Source organism: Rhizobium sp. IY2, assembly GCF_047532935.1.
GTDB classification, from domain to species: Bacteria; Pseudomonadota; Alphaproteobacteria; order Rhizobiales; family Rhizobiaceae; genus Rhizobium; species Rhizobium anhuiense.
This window is the reverse complement of sequence record NZ_JBLKNU010000002.1, coordinates 89,917-106,890: the sequence shown is the minus strand read 5'-3', so window position 1 is coordinate 106,890 and position 16,974 is coordinate 89,917. Positions and strand designations below refer to the sequence as shown.

Annotated in this window: 18 protein-coding genes; 5 read left to right on the top strand and 13 right to left on the bottom strand. The window is 61.3% G+C overall.

The features are described from left to right. Positions 1 to 92 precede the first annotated feature (92 nt). Both ACMUVN_RS09235 and ACMUVN_RS09230 read right to left on the bottom strand, forming a co-directional pair. The gene (locus ACMUVN_RS09235; protein ID WP_414815029.1) at positions 93 to 1,031 is read right to left on the bottom strand and encodes a LysR family transcriptional regulator; all 939 of its coding nucleotides are present in this window, start codon (positions 1,029 to 1,031) and stop codon (positions 93 to 95) included. Between the two features lie 28 nt (positions 1,032 to 1,059). Next, positions 1,060 to 1,767, bottom strand: coding sequence for a UTRA domain-containing protein (locus tag ACMUVN_RS09230; protein WP_414815028.1), 708 nt, complete (start codon positions 1,765 to 1,767; stop codon positions 1,060 to 1,062). Positions 1,768 to 2,001: 234 nt separating this feature from the next. On the opposite strand from ACMUVN_RS09230, the gene ACMUVN_RS09225 reads away from it, so the two are divergent. The 4 genes from ACMUVN_RS09225 to ACMUVN_RS09210 all read left to right on the top strand — a co-directional run bounded on the left by ACMUVN_RS09225 (position 2,002) and on the right by ACMUVN_RS09210 (position 5,020). Next, a complete protein-coding gene (locus ACMUVN_RS09225; RefSeq protein ID WP_025570099.1) occupies positions 2,002 to 2,829 on the top strand; it encodes a transporter substrate-binding domain-containing protein in 828 nt (275 codons plus the stop codon). Between the two features lie 96 nt (positions 2,830 to 2,925). Then, positions 2,926 to 3,567, top strand: coding sequence for an amino acid ABC transporter permease (locus ACMUVN_RS09220; protein WP_025570101.1), 642 nt, complete (start codon positions 2,926 to 2,928; stop codon positions 3,565 to 3,567). Beyond that, complete coding sequence (locus ACMUVN_RS09215) at positions 3,564 to 4,232, top strand: amino acid ABC transporter permease (RefSeq protein WP_025570102.1); 669 nt, start codon at positions 3,564 to 3,566, stop codon at positions 4,230 to 4,232. Before ACMUVN_RS09220 ends, ACMUVN_RS09215 begins: the two co-directional genes overlap by 4 nt. Further along, positions 4,229 to 5,020, top strand: coding sequence for an amino acid ABC transporter ATP-binding protein (locus ACMUVN_RS09210; protein ID WP_063475752.1), 792 nt, complete (start codon positions 4,229 to 4,231; stop codon positions 5,018 to 5,020). The genes ACMUVN_RS09215 and ACMUVN_RS09210 overlap by 4 nt, the downstream gene beginning before the upstream one ends. Positions 5,021 to 5,070: 50 nt before the next feature. Here the strand turns inward: ACMUVN_RS09210 and ACMUVN_RS09205 are convergent, their stop codons facing one another. The 8 genes from ACMUVN_RS09205 to ACMUVN_RS09170 are packed head-to-tail and all read right to left on the bottom strand — an operon-like array spanning position 5,071 to position 12,575. Further along, on the bottom strand, positions 5,071 to 5,424 hold the full coding sequence (locus tag ACMUVN_RS09205) for a cupin domain-containing protein (RefSeq protein ID WP_414815027.1): 354 nt from the start codon (positions 5,422 to 5,424) through the stop codon (positions 5,071 to 5,073). Beyond that, positions 5,417 to 6,085, bottom strand: coding sequence for a cysteine hydrolase family protein (locus ACMUVN_RS09200; protein WP_025570106.1), 669 nt, complete (start codon positions 6,083 to 6,085; stop codon positions 5,417 to 5,419). The genes ACMUVN_RS09205 and ACMUVN_RS09200 overlap by 8 nt, the downstream gene beginning before the upstream one ends. Continuing rightward, complete coding sequence (locus tag ACMUVN_RS09195; RefSeq protein ID WP_097630187.1) at positions 6,085 to 7,635, bottom strand: ABC transporter ATP-binding protein; 1,551 nt, start codon at positions 7,633 to 7,635, stop codon at positions 6,085 to 6,087. Before ACMUVN_RS09195 ends, ACMUVN_RS09200 begins: the two co-directional genes overlap by 1 nt. After that, positions 7,632 to 8,333 (bottom strand): cysteine hydrolase family protein, encoded by a 702-nt coding sequence (locus ACMUVN_RS09190; RefSeq protein ID WP_025570110.1) that lies wholly within the window; start codon positions 8,331 to 8,333, stop codon positions 7,632 to 7,634. The genes ACMUVN_RS09195 and ACMUVN_RS09190 overlap by 4 nt, the downstream gene beginning before the upstream one ends. 11 nt (positions 8,334 to 8,344) lie before the next feature. Continuing rightward, positions 8,345 to 9,361, bottom strand: a complete 1,017-nt coding sequence (locus ACMUVN_RS09185; protein ID WP_063475747.1) for a formamidase — start codon at positions 9,359 to 9,361, stop codon at positions 8,345 to 8,347. Between the two features lie 12 nt (positions 9,362 to 9,373). After that, positions 9,374 to 10,300 (bottom strand): ABC transporter permease, encoded by a 927-nt coding sequence (locus ACMUVN_RS09180; protein ID WP_414815026.1) that lies wholly within the window; start codon positions 10,298 to 10,300, stop codon positions 9,374 to 9,376. Further along, positions 10,300 to 11,427, bottom strand: a complete 1,128-nt coding sequence (locus tag ACMUVN_RS09175; protein ID WP_047614568.1) for an ABC transporter permease — start codon at positions 11,425 to 11,427, stop codon at positions 10,300 to 10,302. The genes ACMUVN_RS09180 and ACMUVN_RS09175 overlap by 1 nt, the downstream gene beginning before the upstream one ends. Before the next feature lie 20 nt (positions 11,428 to 11,447). Beyond that, complete coding sequence (locus ACMUVN_RS09170) at positions 11,448 to 12,575, bottom strand: BMP family ABC transporter substrate-binding protein (RefSeq protein ID WP_414815025.1); 1,128 nt, start codon at positions 12,573 to 12,575, stop codon at positions 11,448 to 11,450. Between the two features lie 340 nt (positions 12,576 to 12,915). Between ACMUVN_RS09170 and ACMUVN_RS09165 the strand changes: the two genes are divergently transcribed. Beyond that, positions 12,916 to 13,590: a GntR family transcriptional regulator gene (locus ACMUVN_RS09165; protein ID WP_025570068.1), complete on the top strand. Its 675-nt coding sequence runs from the start codon at positions 12,916 to 12,918 to the stop codon at positions 13,588 to 13,590. A gap of 87 nt (positions 13,591 to 13,677) precedes the next feature. Here ACMUVN_RS09165 and ACMUVN_RS09160 read toward each other — a convergent pair whose 3' ends face one another. Genes ACMUVN_RS09160 through ACMUVN_RS09150 form a run of 3 tightly spaced genes read right to left on the bottom strand, consistent with a single transcriptional unit; the run spans position 13,678 to position 16,750 of the window. Continuing rightward, positions 13,678 to 14,475, bottom strand: coding sequence for an ABC transporter ATP-binding protein (locus ACMUVN_RS09160; protein ID WP_025570514.1), 798 nt, complete (start codon positions 14,473 to 14,475; stop codon positions 13,678 to 13,680). An 11-nt stretch (positions 14,476 to 14,486) separates the two neighbouring features. Next, positions 14,487 to 15,380, bottom strand: coding sequence for a nitrate ABC transporter permease (gene ntrB / locus ACMUVN_RS09155; protein WP_414815024.1), 894 nt, complete (start codon positions 15,378 to 15,380; stop codon positions 14,487 to 14,489). Positions 15,381 to 15,436: 56 nt separating this feature from the next. Continuing rightward, positions 15,437 to 16,750, bottom strand: coding sequence for a CmpA/NrtA family ABC transporter substrate-binding protein (locus ACMUVN_RS09150; RefSeq protein ID WP_047612030.1), 1,314 nt, complete (start codon positions 16,748 to 16,750; stop codon positions 15,437 to 15,439). Positions 16,751 to 16,974: the final 224 nt, after the last annotated feature.

Sequence of the window (16,974 nt, the reverse complement as noted above, 5' to 3'; positions counted from 1 at the left end):
GGGTCATGCCGCCAACGCAAGGCGACTGAGCGAATTATCGCCCGGCGCAAATTTTCATCAATATCGCCCAGCTGGGTTCCGTTTTAGTTTTTCTAAAGCATTAGCTTGGGCGCCGACGCCACAGCCTGCTGACGGGAAATAGCAACGAGCCAATCGCGGAATTCGCGCCCATGCGGCTTCTGCAACGCCGCACGATCCCAGGCGAGGAAATAGCTTTCACGCAGTGCAATGCGTATGTCGACCGGAATGACGAGCGTTTGCGCCGCGAGCTCATCCGAGATCATCGACATTTGCGCCAGCACGACGCCGCGTTTGTTGACGGCAGCGTCAATCGCACTGCTCGACAGGGTGAAAGAGAGGCCTGATATCGACGCATCGAAGGAAACGCCGGCCTTGGCGGCAAACTCCGCCCAGCTGGGATAGGGAGTGAAGTGTCGTTCCCACTCGACATGCAGGAGGGGCTGTTCGAAGAGATCGCGAGCCGCATGCGCGCGATCCTGCATCAGCGCCGGCGAGCAGGCCGGCACGACCCAATCCCGAAACAGTTCGGTGTAATGTTCGTGCTGCAGCACGTCCGACCCATAGCTCACGCGGAAATCGACATCATCGAAGCCGATCCGGGGCTCTTTGTCGCGTCCGATGATTCTCACCTGCACGTCGGGATGAAGGGCCTGCCAGTCGAAGATGCGCCTGCCGATCCATTTGTTGACGACAGAGGACAGCGCACTGAGGACCAGTGCCGTCTCATTGCGCGCCTTTTCCAGCAGTTGTTCGGCGCGCGCAAATTGCTCGAACCCCTTCGATATCTCCTGATGATAGAGCCGGCCCCAGGCGGTCAACTCGACGGTTCGTCCGCTGCGCTCCAGAAGTGAAACTCCCAGAAAGCTCTCGATCTTGCGAATCTGCTGGCTGATGGCCCCTGGCGAAACCTTGAGCTCCAGTGCCGCAGCCGTCACGCCGCCGCAGCGCCCCACGGCCTCGAAGGCTTGCAAACTCTTCAGCGGGATCGTCTTGAAGCGCTCATCGGTCACTTGCAGAGCCTCTCGTGATTTGCGCCACTCAATTTGCCATCGGATGAAAGGTCCCCGCAAACTGGAACCGGTTGCCTGGATGGACAAACTCGACATAAGTCACCGTGCGGCCATTCTGCCAGGTCTGGCGCATGAGGCTAAGGCAGGCCTCGCCTTTCTCTGTCTGCAGGATTCGGGCGGTCGCACTATCGGCCGAAACGGCACGAATGACATGTTTGGCCTTGGACCAGGGAACCTCCTGCAGCAGCCATTTGCCGGGGGGAGTTGAGGCAAAGCTTTCTTCTCTCGCCCGCGGGACGGCATCAAGCATGATGATGCGCCGCTCAATGGCATTCGGTCTGCCGTCGACGATGTGCAGGCATTGAAGCCTGAGGACTTCTGCATCGGCAGCTTCCGACAGCTGCTGCGCTTCCGCCTCTCCGAGGCGCTCGATCTTGCGGGCGAGGATTTCGAAGTGGTGTTCGTGCCCGGCCAGTTCCGCCTCGGTGCTGATATCCTGGATATCCATCACCGTGCGGTCGATCTGGGGGGAGGCGACGAACGAACCGGTCTTGCGCCTTCTGACGATCATGCCGCGCTCGGCCAGCGCCGACAGCGCCTTGCTGACCGTCATGCGCGAGCATTGATATTGCGCCACGAGTTCGCGCTCGACGGGAATGCAGTCACCTGGCCGCCAAATGCCGCTGATGATCTTCGTCTCGATATCCGTAAAAATACGCTGGTAAATCGATACCAAGTCCGCACCTCATCCGGCGTCAACGATCATAAGTTCCGGAACGGTCGGGTCGCGCCGGTGCAGATCGCTGCCGCCCGGCACAAATTTTGCGTTCCTCGTCTTTTACATTGACACTCTAGGCCCGCCTATATCTATTTGTATAGTCAAAAGCGGAGCATAGAAATCCGCGCAGAGGAAATCGAAGTCGAGAACCAAAACTCCTCCACCGGGGGAATGAAAACTGGAGAGATGATCATGAAGGCAAATTCACTGCTGAAGGGTCTGGTCGGCGCTGCGTTCCTCATCGGAGCAGCCGTTTCCGCCCACGCAGCCGACACGCTTGCGGCCGTCAAGGCAGCCGGCACCCTCAAGGTTGGCACCGAAACAGCTTTTGCCCCGTTCGATTATATCGATGCCGGGGAACATACGGGCTTGAACGTCGACCTCTTTGCCGAGATCGGCAAGGAACTCGGCGTCAAGATCGAGTGGGTCGCCCTTCCCTGGGACGGTGTCTTCCCCGCGCTCGAGGCCGGCAAATTCGATGTCGTCGCAGGTCCTGCAACAATTACCAAGAAGCGCTTGGAGCGCTATCGCTTCACGCCGCCGATCGCCGAAGCGACGATTGCCATTTTGAAGAAGGCTGGCGATACGACGATCAGCAAGCCGGAGGATATTGCCGGCAAGACGATCGGTGTCGGCAAGGCAACCGCTCAGCTCGACCAGTTGAAGGAGTTCTCCGCCACCCTGCCGACCAAAGTCGACGTGCGTGAATATCCCGCCTTTACCGAATCCTACGCCGATCTCGCCGCCGGCCGTATTGCCGGCGTTGCCAATTCGCTACCGAATATCGCCTTCGTCGCCAGCCAGCGAAAGGGCACGTTCGAAGTCGTTCTGCCGCCATTCGGCAAGAAGTCTTATTTCGGCTTTATCGGCCTCAAGGATGCCGATCATGCGCCCCTGATGGATGCGATCGATGCCGCGATGCTCAAGATCAAGGCAGATGGACGCATGGCCGAGTTGCAGAAGAAGTGGTTTGGTGCGTCTTTCGATACGCCTGATGCTGTCAAGGATCCGGCATTCTGATGAGCCACCGGTGAACGAACGCGCCCCGCCAATGGTCGGGGCGCAATCTGCCGTGGCATCAGAGCTCACGGCCGCAGCGCCAGGCAAACACCGCCCATGTCCATCAAACTTTTCGAACTGCTTCTGCAAGCGTCGATCTACACGGTAACGATCAGCGTGGTTTCTATCCTGATCGGCTTTGCGATCGCGATCGTTATTTCCGCCATGCTGCTGTCGCGACAGCAGCTCTTCGTCCTGCCGGCGCAAATTTTCATCAGTTTTTTTCGTGGCGTGCCGCTGCTGGTGCAACTGCTGCTGATCTATAACCTGCTGCCGGCGATTGGCCTCAACGTGCCGAGTATCGTTGCGGCCGTCGTTGGTCTTTCGCTGTGTACGGCAGCCTATCAGGCTGAAAATCTGCGTGGCGGTTTTGCCAGCGTTCCCATGGGTCTTGTCGAGTCTGCCGAAATGGTCGGCATGACTCCCGTTCAGATCTTCCGCCGGATCAAGGCCCCGATCGCCCTGCGCCTGACTTTCCCGGCGCTCGTCAACGAAGCGATCCTCATCTTGAAGGCATCGTCGCTGGTCTCGGTCGTCGGGGTCATCGAGCTGACGCGCATGGCCCAGGACCTTGCCGGCAGCACCTTCCTGCCGCTCGAGATTTTCGCGTCCGCTGGCCTGATCTATTTCGTCATCAATTGGATCGTCGCCCTTGCGGGCGGCCTTATCGAACGCTCCCTGCCGGGAGTGCCGCGATGACCTTCGACATCAATGTGATTTTCAACAACCTGCCCGATATCGTCAGCGGTGCATGGCTTACCCTCCTCATCTGGATCGTCACCACGCCAGTCGCTGCTGCGCTCGGCTTCCTTATCGCCGTTGCCAGACGTTTTGGCGGCGTCATCCCGGACAAGGCGTTCGGCATTGTCATTGCGGTGCTGCGCGGCACGCCCTTCCTCATCCAGATATTCCTCGTCTACTACGGCGGGCCCTTCGTCGGCTTGTCACTCGATCCGATCCCGGCCGGCATCATCGGCCTTTCCATCTACGGCGCGGCTTATTTCAGCGAGATCTTCCGCTCGGGTTTTGCCGCCGTCCCGAAGGGACATATCGAGGCCGGCCTGTGCGTCGGCCTGACACAAGGGCAGATCATCCGGCGCATATTGCTGCCGGAGATGACCATGCTGGTGCTGCCGCCTTCGATCAACATGACGATCATCCTCATGAAGGAGACGGCCGTGCTGTCCATCATCACCGTGCCGGAATTGACGGCGACGCTGAGTGCGATCGGCTCGCAGCAATATGCCTTCGTCGAGGCGCTCTTCGTGCTTGCCCTATTCTATTGGGCGCTGGTGGAAATCACCGGCTGGCTCGGTCATCTCGCCGAAACGAAACTCTCCAGATTCAGGTTTTTCAACATATGAGCGTTCCTGCGATCGCAGTCAAAAATCTCGTCAAGACGTTCGGCGGTTCCACCGTGCTGCACGGCATCGACCTCGATATCGTGCAGGGACAGGTTTCCTGCGTCATCGGCCCGTCCGGCTCCGGCAAGAGTACGCTGTTGCGCTGCATGGCCTTTCTCGAGGAATCGACGAAGGGGACGATCGCCATCAATGGCGAGGTGCTTGGCTTTACGGAAAACGCCAAAGGCGTCCGTGAGCGGGTGCCGGCGGCGGCGAACCGGCGGATCCGATCGCAGATCGGGATGGTTTTTCAGCAGTTCAATCTCTGGCCGCATATGACGGCGCTCGGCAATGTCAGCGAAGCGCTGAAGACCGTTCATAAGATGAGCCGTAGGGGTGCAGAGGAGCGGGCCATGGCCCAGCTCGTCAAGGTCGGCCTCGAGGCCAGGGCAGGGCACTATCCGTCGCAGCTTTCCGGAGGTCAGCAGCAACGCGTCGCCATCGCCCGGGCACTGGCCCTCAACCCGAAGATCATGCTGTTTGACGAGCCGACCTCATCGCTCGATCCCGAGCTGACCGGCGAAGTGCTGAACGTCATGCGCGATCTCGCCGCCGAGGGCATGACAATGGTCGTCGTTTCCCACGAGATCGGATTTGCCGCGACGGTCGGCCAGCAGATCGTCTTTCTCGATCACGGCAAGGTGCTGTTCACCGGCCCGCCGCAGGACGTCTTCAAACGGCCGAGAAACCCCCGGCTCGAACAGTTCCTGGACACCTATATCGATCGCGGAGCCTCGATGCTGCTCTGACGTTCATGTCCTTCTTGATCGTCGGAAAACCTCCAACTCCGACGTCGGGTTCAGGCAATATCGTCTTCGAGTATCTTCACGGGCCGGTCCCACTGGATGAGAACGACACAGCCGGCATCGCTCCAGACCGAGTGTTCGCTGCCCGGCGCATTGACGATATAACTGCCGCTGGCGTAATCGCCCGTCTCGTCAGATTGAACGCCATCGAGCACCAGGATGGTCTCGAGACCTTCGTGACGATGACGGGGAACGGAGGCGCCAGGCTCATATTTCAACAGCGCCACGCCCGGCTGGTCGCCCTCGAAGGGCCGGATCCAGTGAATGGTGACCGCGTCGCGAAAAGCGCCGAATTCCAACGCCCTCCAGCCGCCCGAGGTCAGCAGTTCGCGGGTCGTGTCAGGCATGGATAATGCTTTCCAGTATGTCGTCGACATGGGCGGTCCAGCCGACGATCGCGCCCTGAGCGCGGATCATGGCGATGGCTGCGGCTTTGAATTCCGGGAAATAGCTTTCCGTCGCCTCCTCGGCGAGCAGGCACTCATAACCGCGGTCGTTTGCTTCACGCATCGTCGTCTGCACGCAGACTTCGGTGGTAACGCCGGCAAAGACGAGTTGTTTGATACCCTTCTGCTGCAGCACGGTGCCGAGTTCGGTGGCGTAAAAGGCGCCCTTACCGGGTTTTTCGATGACGACTTCGCCCTTCACGGGCGCGAGTTCCGGCAGGATTGCCGTGCCGGGCTCGCCCGAGATCAGGATGCGGCCCATCGGGCCTTCGTCGCCGATCCTGAGCGCAGGATTGCCGCGGTCGCGTTTGGCCGGCGGCAGGTCGGAAAGGTCCGGCCGATGGCACTCCATCGTATGGATCACAGGCAGGCCGGCATTGCGGAAGCCCTGGATGAGGCGTTTGACATCGGGAACGATCCTGGTGATGCGGCTGACATCGTTGCCGAGGCTTGCACCGAAACCGCCGGGCTCGGCGAAATCGCGCTGCATGTCGATGACGATGAGGGCGAGCTCGTCGTGCTTCACCGGAAAGGCAAAAGGTTCGGCCTTGATCTTCACCATCAATGATGTCCCGCCATGTGGGCGCCGATCACGCCGATATCGGCCGAGCGTGCCGGTGTTTCGTAAACCAGCTTGCCTTCCGAAATGACCATGATGCGGTCGGACATCTCGAGCAGTTCGTCGAGGTCTTCGGACAGCAGCAGCACGGCGGCACCCAAATTGCGTGCCTTCATGATGCGGGCGCGGATTTCGGCAACGGCCGAGAAATCCAGACCGAAACAGGGGTTCGAGACGATCAGCAGATCGACATCGCCGGTCAGTTCGCGGGCGAGCACCGCCCGCTGCACGTTGCCGCCCGAAAGCGCTGCGATCGGCGAGGAGGAAGAGGCGGTCTTGACCTTGAAATCGGAGATCAGCGCCGAGGCGCGCTTCTTCATGCCGCCCCTGTTCAGCCAGATCGCGTCCTTGCCGTCCGGCTTCAAGTCGAAGGTGCGAAACGCAAGGTTCTCGCTCACGCTCATCTTGGGCGCGCAGGCATTCTGCAACGGCTCTTCGGGGATGAAACGCACCTTGTTCTTGCGGGTCTCGTCACGGGTGGCGCCGTAAGCCTCGCCATTGACCATGACCTCACCGGTATCGGTCGGGCGCTGGCCGGCGAGAATCTCCGTCAGCTCCTTCTGGCCGTTGCCCGATATGCCGGCAATGCCAACGATCTCGCCGGAGCGGACCGTCAGCGCGTCGATCTCGATCGTCTTCAGGCCGGAGCGATCGGGGGCCTTCACCTGGCTGACGGTCAGCACGGGTCTTGCCGCTTCGGCCACCGGCAGGCGGCTGTCGAGCTCGGCGAGCTTGACGTCGCCGATCATCATCGCCGCCATCTCGGCGGTGGAGAGTTCGCCGACCTTGCCGGTGCCGACCAGCTTGCCGCGCCGCAGGATCGAGACGGCATCGGCGAACTTCGTCACCTCGTGGAACTTGTGGGAAATCATCAGCACGGTGAGTTCGCCGCGCTCGGTCATTCCGCGCACGATGCCGAGCATCTCGTCGGCTTCGGCCGGCGTCAGCACCGAAGTCGGCTCGTCGAGCACGAGGAAGGAGCGGCCGAGATAGAGCTGCTTGACGATTTCGAGCTTCTGTTTTTCGCCGGCGGCAAGTTCACTTACCGGCCTGTCGAGCGGGATCTTGAACGGCATGCGCTCCATGAAACCCGCCAGGTCCTTGCGCTCCTTGGCCCAGTTGATCACCGCGGGGACTTCGGTGCGGCTGATGACCAGGTTTTCCGCGCCAGTCAGAGAGGGAACCAGGGTGAAATGCTGGTAGACCATGCCGAGCCCATAGGCTGCGGCATCCTTGGGGGAGGCGACCGCCACCTCGCGGCCGTCGACCGACAGCGAACCTGAGGTCGCGTGATAGAAGCCCATGATGCATTTGACCAGTGTCGACTTGCCGGCGCCGTTTTCGCCGAGAAGGGCGTGGAAAGAGCCGGCCGGAACGGCGATCGAGACGTTGTCGAGCGCGGTGAACGAACCGAAGCGCATGGTCATCCCGAGCGTATCGATACCGACCGCCTTGCCGGCCTTGGGGAGGGGCGTGTCGCGAACGGTGCTCATGGCAGCTGGCTCACAAAGGTTTCGGAATTGGAGACGGCGCCGAAGACGCCGCCCTGCATCTTCACCATCTTGATGGCGGCGAGGTGGTTTCCGTAGTCGGTCGCGCCGCAGCAGTCCTCCAGCAGCAGGCATTCGTAGCCGCGGTCGTTCGCCTCGCGCATCGTCGTCGAGACGCAGACATCGGTGGTGATGCCGGTGAGGATGATGTTCTCGATGCGCTTCCGGTTGAGGATGAGTTCGAGGTCGGTGGCGCAGAACGAACCTTTGCCGGGCTTGTCGATGATCGTCTCGCCTTCGACCGGGTAGAGTTCGGGGATGATGTCCCAGCCGGGTTCGCCCCGCGTCAGGATGCGGCCGCAGGGGCCGGGATCGCCGATACCGGCGCCGATCCGCTGCGAGCGCCAGCGTTTGTTGGCCGGCAGATCGGCGAGGTCGGGGCGATGGCCCTCGCGGGTATGGATGATGTGGTAGCCCTTGGCCCGCATAGCGGCAAGCACGCGTTTGATCGGTTCGATCGGCGCCTGCACCAGCGACAGGTCGTAGCCCATATGGTCGACATAGCCGCCCTTGCCGCAGAAATCCGTCTGCATGTCGATGATGATAAGGGCGGTGTTATCAGGCCTTAGAGCGCCGTTATAGGGCCACGGATACGGATCGGCGTCGATAAAATGCCCTTCGGTTTCGACCATCGCGTCCATCATTCTCTCTCCTATTCCGCGGCAGGTTTGGGGGGTTCGCCGTAGCGGCGCATCGGCTTGTCAAATCCGCAGGACGTGCCGTCCTTGACCTTTATCTCGTCTTCCCATGGCAGGCGGTATTTGCCTGCGACGAGGTCGTGCATGTAGGTATAGGGCGCATCCTGCGCGCCACCGGCGACGGCGACATAGCCGCGATGGCCGAACTGGTAGATATTGTTCTCCACGCCCCAGCCGAGCCGCGCCTCGCGCACCAGGTCAGGACGCACCTCGGCGGTGATGATCTCGTTGACGCGGCCGGAGGTGCCGTGGGCGATGATCGTGCCGTCGAAATTGCAGATCATGCCTTCACCCATGGAATCGAACGTGCCGTCCGAGCCGCACATGCAGACATTGGCGGTGATCATCAGATTGCAGAAGGCATTGGCCTGGTTGGTGAAGCGCCAGGCCTCGCGGATCGGCGCCGTGTAGCCGGCTGTGCGGATCATGATTTCGGCGCCCTTATAGGCGCATTCGCGCGCCATCTCCGGGAACATGCCGTCATGGCAGATGATCAGTGCGAGCTTGGCGCCTCGCGGGCCTTCGATGACAGGGATGCCAAGATCGCCGGGCTCCCAGGGCTCGACGGGGATCCAGGGATGCATTTTGCGGTAATAGAGTTTCAACTCGCCTTGGTCGTCGATGACGATGCCGGAATTGTAGGGCATGCCGCCAGGGTTCAGCTCCATGATCGAGAAGCAGCCCCAGATCGCATTGTCCCTGCAGGCCTTCCTGAAGGCCGCGACCTCCGGCCCGTCGAGCGTGCACATGATCTCCGGATTGATGTCCATGGAGAGGCCGTGCAGCGCATATTCGGGAAAGACGACCAGGTCCATGCCCGGCTGGTTGCGCCGCGCTTTGGCCACCAGATCGACGATCACCTGCGTCTGTTTTGCCAGATCCGCTTTGGTGACCGTCACCGGCAGCTGGAGCTGTGCCAGGCCGATACCCACACCGTGTTCGGATTTGTTGAGGCCGCCAAGTCCGTTCATCGGCAAGCTCCGTTATTTCGTAAGCGACAGCGCACCCGGCGCACCGGCGAGCGAGCGGGTGGGCGAGGACGTGGCGATCAGGATGATGAGGGTAAGCACGTAAGGTGCCGCGTAGAAGAGGTAGTAGCCTTGCGTGACGCCGACCGATTGCAGCGCCGGGCCGAGCGCGCCGGCGCCGCCGAAAAGCAGGGCAGCGAGAAAGCAGCCGATCGGGTTCCAGCGGGCAAAGATCACGAGCGCCACGGCCATCAGGCCCTGGCCCGACGAGATGCCTTCGTTCCACGAGCCCGGGTAGTAGAGCGACAGATAGGCGCCGCCGATCGCCGCCAGCGAGCCGCCAGCGGCCGTCGCCAGCAGGCGAACCCGGTCCGGGTCGATGCCCATGGCGCGGGCCGCGTCGGTGCTGTCGCCGACAACGCGCAGGATCAGGCCGATGCGGGTGTTCTTGAAGGCCCAGAACAGGAAGAGAGCCAGCGCTGCGCCGATGAAGAACAGCACGTTGATATTCAGTGCCGCCTGGATCTGCGGAGTGCTCGACCAGCCGCCGAGCGCAATCGAGGGCAGTTTCGGCGCCACCGGCTGGATGAAGGATTTGCCGAGGAAAAACGCCATGCCGAGACCGAACTGCATCATCGCGATGCCGATGGCGATGTCGTTGACCTTCGGGAATTTGCAGATCCAGCCGTGGATGAGGCCGAAGACTGCGCCCGCCGCCAAGGCGGCGAGCACGCCGAGGGTCGGCGAGCCGGTGATGACGGCCACCGCATAGGCCGTCATGGCGCCGAAGACCAGCGTGCCTTCCAGGCCGAGATTGATGCGGCCGGAGCGCTCGGTGATCGTCTCGCCGAGGCTGACGAAAATGAATGGTGTGGACACGCGGATGGCGCCTGCGAAGATCGCCAGCGGCACGCCCCAGATGCCGATGCCTGTCTCTTCCATCAGAGGCTCCTTTTCCAGAGGTCGGGATTGAAGATCTTGAAGCGGCCGTAGAAGGTCTCGCAGAAGAGAATGACGATGAAGAGCGTCCCCTGCAGCACCAGAACCGTCGCATCCGGCAGGCCCATGCGCCGCTGGATGAGGCCGCCCGAGGCGTCGATGCCGCCGAGCAGGATAGCGACCGGAATGATCGCCAGCGGATTGTGCCTGGCGAGGAAGGCGACGAGGATGCCGGTATAACCGTAGCCGGCGGCAAGCGAGGCGTTGGCGCTTCCCTGCACCGCCGCCACTTCAATCATGCCCGCCAGACCGGCAAAGCTGCCGGCAAGTGCGGTAAATCCCGCGATCAGTTTGCCCACAGGAAGTCCCTGGATCTGGGCGGCGCGCACGTTGCCGCCGGCGATGCGGGCGGCAAAACCGTAGCTCGTCGCCTCGATCACGATCCAGGACACAATGCAGGCGAGGATGCCGATGACGAGACCCCAATGCACGTCCATGCCGGGAATCTTGCCGAGCATATAGTCCGCCGGCAACGGCCTGGTCGACGGCTTGTTGAGGCTTGCAGGATCGCGGAGCATCCCTTCGACGAACTGGTTCATCAGGGCAATGGCGATATAGGATAGCAGCAGCGACGAGATGGTTTCGTTGACGCCGCGGTAGTGGCGCAGGAAACCGGCAAGACCGATCCAGATGCCGCCGACCACCATGGCGGCGATCGCCATCAGAATGAGGGTGAGGAAGACAGGCGCGGTGCCGGCAAGCGGCAGAGCCATGGCTGCGGCCGCAACGCCGCCCAGCACGACCGCTCCTTCCCCGCCGATGATGACGAGGCCGAGACGGGCGGGCAGGGCGACGCAGAGCGCCGTCAGGAGAAGGGGTGCGGCGCGGCTTAAGCTGTTCTGCACCGAAAACCAGCTGCCGAAGCCGCCGGTATACATCAGTTGGAAGAGGGTGACCGGCGACTTGCCGACCGCCAGGATGAAGAGGGAGAAGAGCGCAAGACCGATCAGTATGGCCGCAAGGCCGATGACGACAGGTTCGGCTCGCCGCGCGATCCATTCGAGGACGGGGCGCAGCGAAGCCGGTTTTTCCGCGATGGCGAGTGCGGGGTCATTGGCCTCGATGGTCATGGCGCTTATCCCTTCGCGGTTTACGCCGTGGACCCGACGACGCCCTCAACCAGGTAATTCATGCTCTCGAGCTCGATCGCATCTTCGGCGTAGCTCTTGTCGGCAGCCACGACGGTGTCGCCCTTATTGTCCTTCAACGGGCCCTTGAAGACCGAGAAGCCGCCCTTCATCATCTCCGCCTGCGTGGCTTCGAAAGCCTTGCGGCCCTCCGCCGACACGGCGGGGCCGAGCGCGCTCATCTTCACGAAGCCGTCCTTCAGGCCGCCGCGCACGAAGTTGCCGAGCTTTTCGCCGGCCTGCGCCTTCTTGACGAAATCGCTGTAGACGTTGCCCCAGGCCCATTCGGCGCCGGTGAGGTATTTTTTGGGAGCAAGCGGGCTCTGATTGGCGTGATAGCCGCAGACGAAGGCGCCGCGGCCGGCCGCCGTCTCGACGACCACTTTGGGGCTGTCGACGTGGCAGGTGATGACGTCGGCGCCCTGATCGACCAGCGCATTGGTGGCTTCGGCTTCCTTGACGGCGAGCGACCATTCACCGGTGAAGATCACCTGGCAGGTGATAGCGGGATCGACCGTGCGCGCGCCAAGCAGGAAGGCGTTGATGTTCTGCAGAACCTGCGGGATCGGCTTGGCGGCGACAAAGCCGATCTTTTTGCTCTTCGTTGCATGACCGGCGGCGATGCCGTTCAGATACTGGCCCTGGAAGATATAGCCGAAATAGGAGCCGGTATTGGCGGGGTTCTTGCCTTCCTGCCAGAGGCCGCCGCAATGGCGGAACTGGATATCGGGATATTTGGCGGCCATGGCCAGCATGTGGGGATCGAAATAGCCGAAGGAGGTCGGAAAGAGCAGGGTCGCGCCGTCGAGATTGATCATCGACTCCATGGTCTTCTGGACATCGACCGTCTCTGGCACATTCTCTTCTTCGACCAGCGTCACGCCCGGCAGCGCCTTGACCACGGCGGCACCTTCCGCATGCGCCTGGTTGTAGCCGTAGTCGTCCTTGGGGCCGACATAGATGAAGCCGACGGTCAGCGCGGTCTGGGCTGCGGCTGGAGAGCCGATCAGGCCCGGCATGGCGCCGGCGAGCGCACCGGCGGCGGAAGCCTGAAGGAAATTGCGGCGGTTCATGGAAAGGAGTTTGGTCATCGGAAATGCTCCTTGCGGCGCTGGGCCGGTTTCGAACGGGTACAGAAAAGTGCATGCAATGTGCGTGCCAGAAATCAATCTATTGTTTTTTATAATTTATTTGTTTCTGCAAAATGCACACTCCGAAAAGTGCATGCAGATTGATCGATTTCTTGCGCAAAAAGTAATCAACAGTTATTTCTTGGTCATCGTGACTGCGTGATTGCTGATACTTCGCGCAGGCGAAGCTCTCTTATTCATCAGAAAGCGAAAATTTAACAATATCTTCCCTGCTCGATTTGACTTATCGAGTCTCGGACGGCATCTGTATGCAGAGTGTTGATGTGAGCAGATTCGTATTGTGAAGCAGACTAGGCGCAGAGAAGTGATCCGCACCGGAACCACCGTCGAACAGATGGTGCGGGCGATTTCCGACATGATCGTCACAGGTGAAATCCTGCCGGGCGCGAAGTTGGACGAGGTATCGCTCGCGGTTCGTTTCGAGGTTTCGCGCACGCCGGTACGCGAGGCCTTGCGTGAGCTGGGCGCCATGGGATTGGTCGTCCGCGAGCCAAACCGCAGTGCCCTCGTGACCAATGTCACCGAGGCCTATCTGCATTCGATGTTCGAGGCGATGGCGGAGCTTGAAGCAATCTGCGCCAGGCTGTCGGCCGAGCGTATGACGGTCGATGAGCGGCGCGCGCTGGAGTTGGAGCATCGGGCGTCGGTGAGGCTGGTGCATGCCGGCGCCGAAGAGGAATATTCGGCTCACAATACCGAATTTCACACCCGGCTTTATCGCGGTGCGCATAATGATCATGTCTTCGAGATGGTGACGCAGACTCGGGCGCGGCTGGCACCTTTTCGGCGGGCACAGTTCCGTTTGCCCGGTCGCTTGGCAAAATCCTATGAGGAGCACGGCCGGATCGTGACCGCGATCATGCGCGCGGACGCCGCGGCCGCGGGGCAGGCGGCCTATTCCCATGTGGAAATTGTCAGCGATGCCAGCGCGGTATTTGCAACGGCCGGGGAGTAGAGAGGACGCGGCGCCTGAAATCAGGCGCCGCCCCCGCTACAAGACAAAGGCCTCCGACAACCAAACGCTCCAGTTGTTTCGCGGCATCTACTCCGCGGCTTCGACGAAACGGTGACGTTCGTAGAGGAACTTCAGCACGGCCTCGCGGCATTTGAGATATGTCCGGTCGGAGGCGAGTTCGATGCGATGGCGCGGACGAGACATGGTCACATCGAGCACTTCACCGATCCGGGCCGCCGGGCCATTGGTCATCATGACGATGCGATCGGACAGCAGAACCGCTTCGTCGACGTCATGGGTGATCATCACCATCGTATTGCCAAGCCGGGCGTGGATTTCCATCACCGCGTCCTGAAGATGGGCGCGGGTCAGCGCGTCGAGCGCGCCGAAAGGCTCGTCCAGCAACAGGATCTTCGGCTCCATTGACAGCGCGCGTGCAATGCCGACGCGCTGTTTCATGCCCCCTGATATTTCCGAAGGCCGCTTATCCCTGGCATGCGCCATCTGCACGAGGTCGAGGTTGGCCATGACCCAGTCGTGTCGCTCGGCCTTGGTCTTTGTTCGGCTGAAGACCTTGGTGACGGCGAGATTGACGTTCTCGTAGACCGTCAGCCAGGGCAGCAGCGAATGGTTCTGGAAGACGACGGCGCGTTCCGGACCCGGTTCGTTGACCTCGCGGTTTTCAAGCAGCACGGCGCCTGCCGATACCGGAGTCAGGCCGGCAATCAGGTTGAGCAGGGTAGACTTGCCGCAGCCGGAATGGCCGATGATCGAGACGAATTCACCCTCGGAAATCGTCAGGTTGATGTCCTTCAGCACCTCGGCGCGCACGCCGCCCCGATCGAAATGTTTGTCGATATGGTCGAGTTTGAGATAGGCGTTCATAGGTGCGTTCCTCAGTTGGCCATGGCGCCGCGGGTGATGAGTTTGCCGAGCGCAGCCACCAGCTTGTCAAGGGCGAAGCCGACGATGCCGATATAGGCGAGCGCGACGATGATGTCCGGAAGGCGCGACGAGTTCCATGCGTCCCAGATGAAGAAGCCGATGCCGACGCCGCCCGTCAGCATTTCGGCCGCGACGATGGCGAGCCAGGAGAGGCCGACGCCGATCCTGAGGCCGGTGAATATATAGGGCGCTGCCGAAGGCAGCATGATCTTCCAGAAAAACTCGAACTGGTTGAGGCGCAGCACTTCGGCGACGTTGCGGTAGTCCTGCGGGATATTGCGGACGCCGACGGCGGTGTTAATGATGACAGGCCAGATCGACGTGATGAAGATCACGAAGATCGCCGAAGGATTGGAATCCTGGAAGGCTGCGAGCGACAGCGGCAGCCAGGCGAGCGGCGGGACCGTGCGCAGCACCTGGAAGATCGGATCGAGGCCGCGCATCGCCCAGATCGACTGACCGATGATCGCCCCGATGATGACGCCGGCAACTGCGGCAAGGCCAAAGCCGTACACGACGCGCTGCAGCGAAACGAGCACGCGCCAGCCGAGTCCGATATCCTGGGAGCCGTAGTTGAAGAACGGATAGGCGATCAGGTCATAGCTCTCCTGCCAGACCTGATGCGGCGAGGGCAAGGACGCATCCGTCGATGAACAGAGCACCTGCCAGACGAGCAGGATGAGCGCCAGCACCACGGCCGGCGGAACGACATTGCGAAGTGCGGTCAGCGCCGCTCGACGAAAGTCGATCCGCGATCCATGCTTGCCGGAAAATGGCAGAACCTTTGCCGCCGGCTTGGCAGAGGCGACCGTGGAGGGATTTTGTTTATTTGCCAGGGCGGACATCGACGCGCTCCTCATACGAATGAAAGGCCGGCGCGCCGATCGCGCGCCGGAGCGGGTCAGGCGACGGCCTTGATCGAAAGGCTGTCGAGATAGGCGGAGGGATTTTCAGGGTCGAAGACCTTGCCGTCGAAGAAAGTCTCCTTGCCGCGAGACGACGATGCGGGAATATCGGCCGCCGCGACGCCGAGATCCTTGGCGGCCTCGCGCCAGATGTCTTCGCGGTTCACCTGGTTGACCAGCGCCTTGACGTCGGTGCTCGCCGGCAGATTTCCCCAGCGGATGTTTTCCGTCATGAACCAGGTATCGTGGCTCTTGAACGGGTAGGAGGCGCCGTCCTTCCAGAACTTCATGTAGAGGTCGGTGGCCTTGACCTCGCGGCCGTTGCCATAATTGATATCGCCCTTGAGGCGGCCGAGCACGTCCTTGGTCGGAACGTTGAACCACTGGCGCTTGCCGAGAATGTCGGCCATCTCCGCCTTGTTGTCCATGCTTTCGCACCATTGCTGAGCTTCCATGACAGCCATCAGCAGCGCCTTGGCAGCATTGGGATTCTTTTCGATCCAGTCGGCGCGCAGCCCGAGCGCTTTTTCGGGATGGCCCTTCCAGAGCTCGCCGGTGGTGGCGGCGGTGAAGCCGATGCCCTGGTTGACCAGCTGCTCGTTCCACGGTTCGCCCACACAGAAGACGTCCATGTTGCCAACCTTCATATTGGCAACCATCTGCGGCGGCGGCACGACGATGGTCGAAACGTCCTTGTTCGGATCGATGCCGCCGGCGGCGAGCCAGTAACGGATCCAGAGGTCGTGGGTGCCGCCCGGGAAGGTCATCGCGGCCTTGATCTCCTTGCCTTCCGCCTTCTTCTTCTCGAAGGCGGCCTTCAGCTTAGAGGCATCGAGCTGGACGCCGGTTTCGGCATATTCCTTGGCGACGGAAATGCCCTGGCTGTCGAGGTTGAGCCGGGCGAGGATTGCCATCGGCACCGGCTTATTGTTCTGCGTCACCTTGCCGGTGTGCATGAGATAGGGGAGCGGCGAGAGAATATGGGCGCCGTCAATGCCATTGGCTGCGCCGCCCAGCACGAGATTATCGCGGGTCGCACCCCAGGAAGCCTGTTTGGCCACATCCGCTTCCGGAAGGCCATGCTTGTCGAAAAAGCCCTTTTCCTTGGCGATGATCAGCGGTGCGGAATCGGTGAGCGCGATAAAGCCGAGCTTGACACCTTTCACCTCCGGCCCTGCTCCGGCTGCGAAGGCGCCCGATGGAAAGGCAGTCTTGACGGCGCCGATGAGGGCAGCCGCTGCAGTCGTCTTGAGCATGCCGCGGCGGGTCATGCCGGTTGTCGAAATCCCAGTCGTCGAATTTTTTGTCATGCGCAGGTTCCCTCTGCTGGCTGAATTTGGACACAAAAAAACGCCGCCGGAAATTGCGTCCAAGGATGAGAGATCCCGGATTGCAAAGACCTTGCGACGTCGGTGTCTAATGCAGGCGCTTATGCCGCGCCTATCCGCCCCGGTCGCCGTTGACCGGTGCATCTAAGAACGTGCAAGCAGCGTGCCAATTTCGAGAGGAGTTGGTAACAGCATGAAGCAAAAGG

Bases quoted from the DNA above. Each gene is read 5' to 3' on its own strand.
- ACMUVN_RS09185 (WP_063475747.1), bottom strand. From the start codon at position 9,361: ATGAACGGACTTGGCGGCCTCAACAAATCCGAACACGGTGTGGGTATC.
- ACMUVN_RS09195 (WP_097630187.1), bottom strand. From the start codon at position 7,635: ATGAGCACCGTTCGCGACACGCCCCTCCCCAAGGCCGGCAAGGCGGTC.
- ACMUVN_RS09215 (WP_025570102.1), top strand. From the start codon at position 3,564: ATGACCTTCGACATCAATGTGATTTTCAACAACCTGCCCGATATCGTC.
- ACMUVN_RS09205 (WP_414815027.1), bottom strand. From the start codon at position 5,424: ATGCCTGACACGACCCGCGAACTGCTGACCTCGGGCGGCTGGAGGGCG.
- ACMUVN_RS09170 (WP_414815025.1), bottom strand. From the start codon at position 12,575: ATGACCAAACTCCTTTCCATGAACCGCCGCAATTTCCTTCAGGCTTCC.
- ACMUVN_RS09160 (WP_025570514.1), bottom strand. From the start codon at position 14,475: ATGAACGCCTATCTCAAACTCGACCATATCGACAAACATTTCGATCGG.
- ACMUVN_RS09180 (WP_414815026.1), bottom strand. From the start codon at position 10,300: ATGGAAGAGACAGGCATCGGCATCTGGGGCGTGCCGCTGGCGATCTTC.
- ACMUVN_RS09210 (WP_063475752.1), top strand. From the start codon at position 4,229: ATGAGCGTTCCTGCGATCGCAGTCAAAAATCTCGTCAAGACGTTCGGC.
- ACMUVN_RS09150 (WP_047612030.1), bottom strand. From the start codon at position 16,750: ATGACAAAAAATTCGACGACTGGGATTTCGACAACCGGCATGACCCGC.
- ACMUVN_RS09220 (WP_025570101.1), top strand. From the start codon at position 2,926: ATGTCCATCAAACTTTTCGAACTGCTTCTGCAAGCGTCGATCTACACG.
- ACMUVN_RS09225 (WP_025570099.1), top strand. From the start codon at position 2,002: ATGAAGGCAAATTCACTGCTGAAGGGTCTGGTCGGCGCTGCGTTCCTC.
- ACMUVN_RS09175 (WP_047614568.1), bottom strand. From the start codon at position 11,427: ATGACCATCGAGGCCAATGACCCCGCACTCGCCATCGCGGAAAAACCG.
- ntrB (WP_414815024.1), bottom strand. From the start codon at position 15,380: ATGTCCGCCCTGGCAAATAAACAAAATCCCTCCACGGTCGCCTCTGCC.
- ACMUVN_RS09190 (WP_025570110.1), bottom strand. From the start codon at position 8,333: ATGGACGCGATGGTCGAAACCGAAGGGCATTTTATCGACGCCGATCCG.
- ACMUVN_RS09200 (WP_025570106.1), bottom strand. From the start codon at position 6,085: ATGGTGAAGATCAAGGCCGAACCTTTTGCCTTTCCGGTGAAGCACGAC.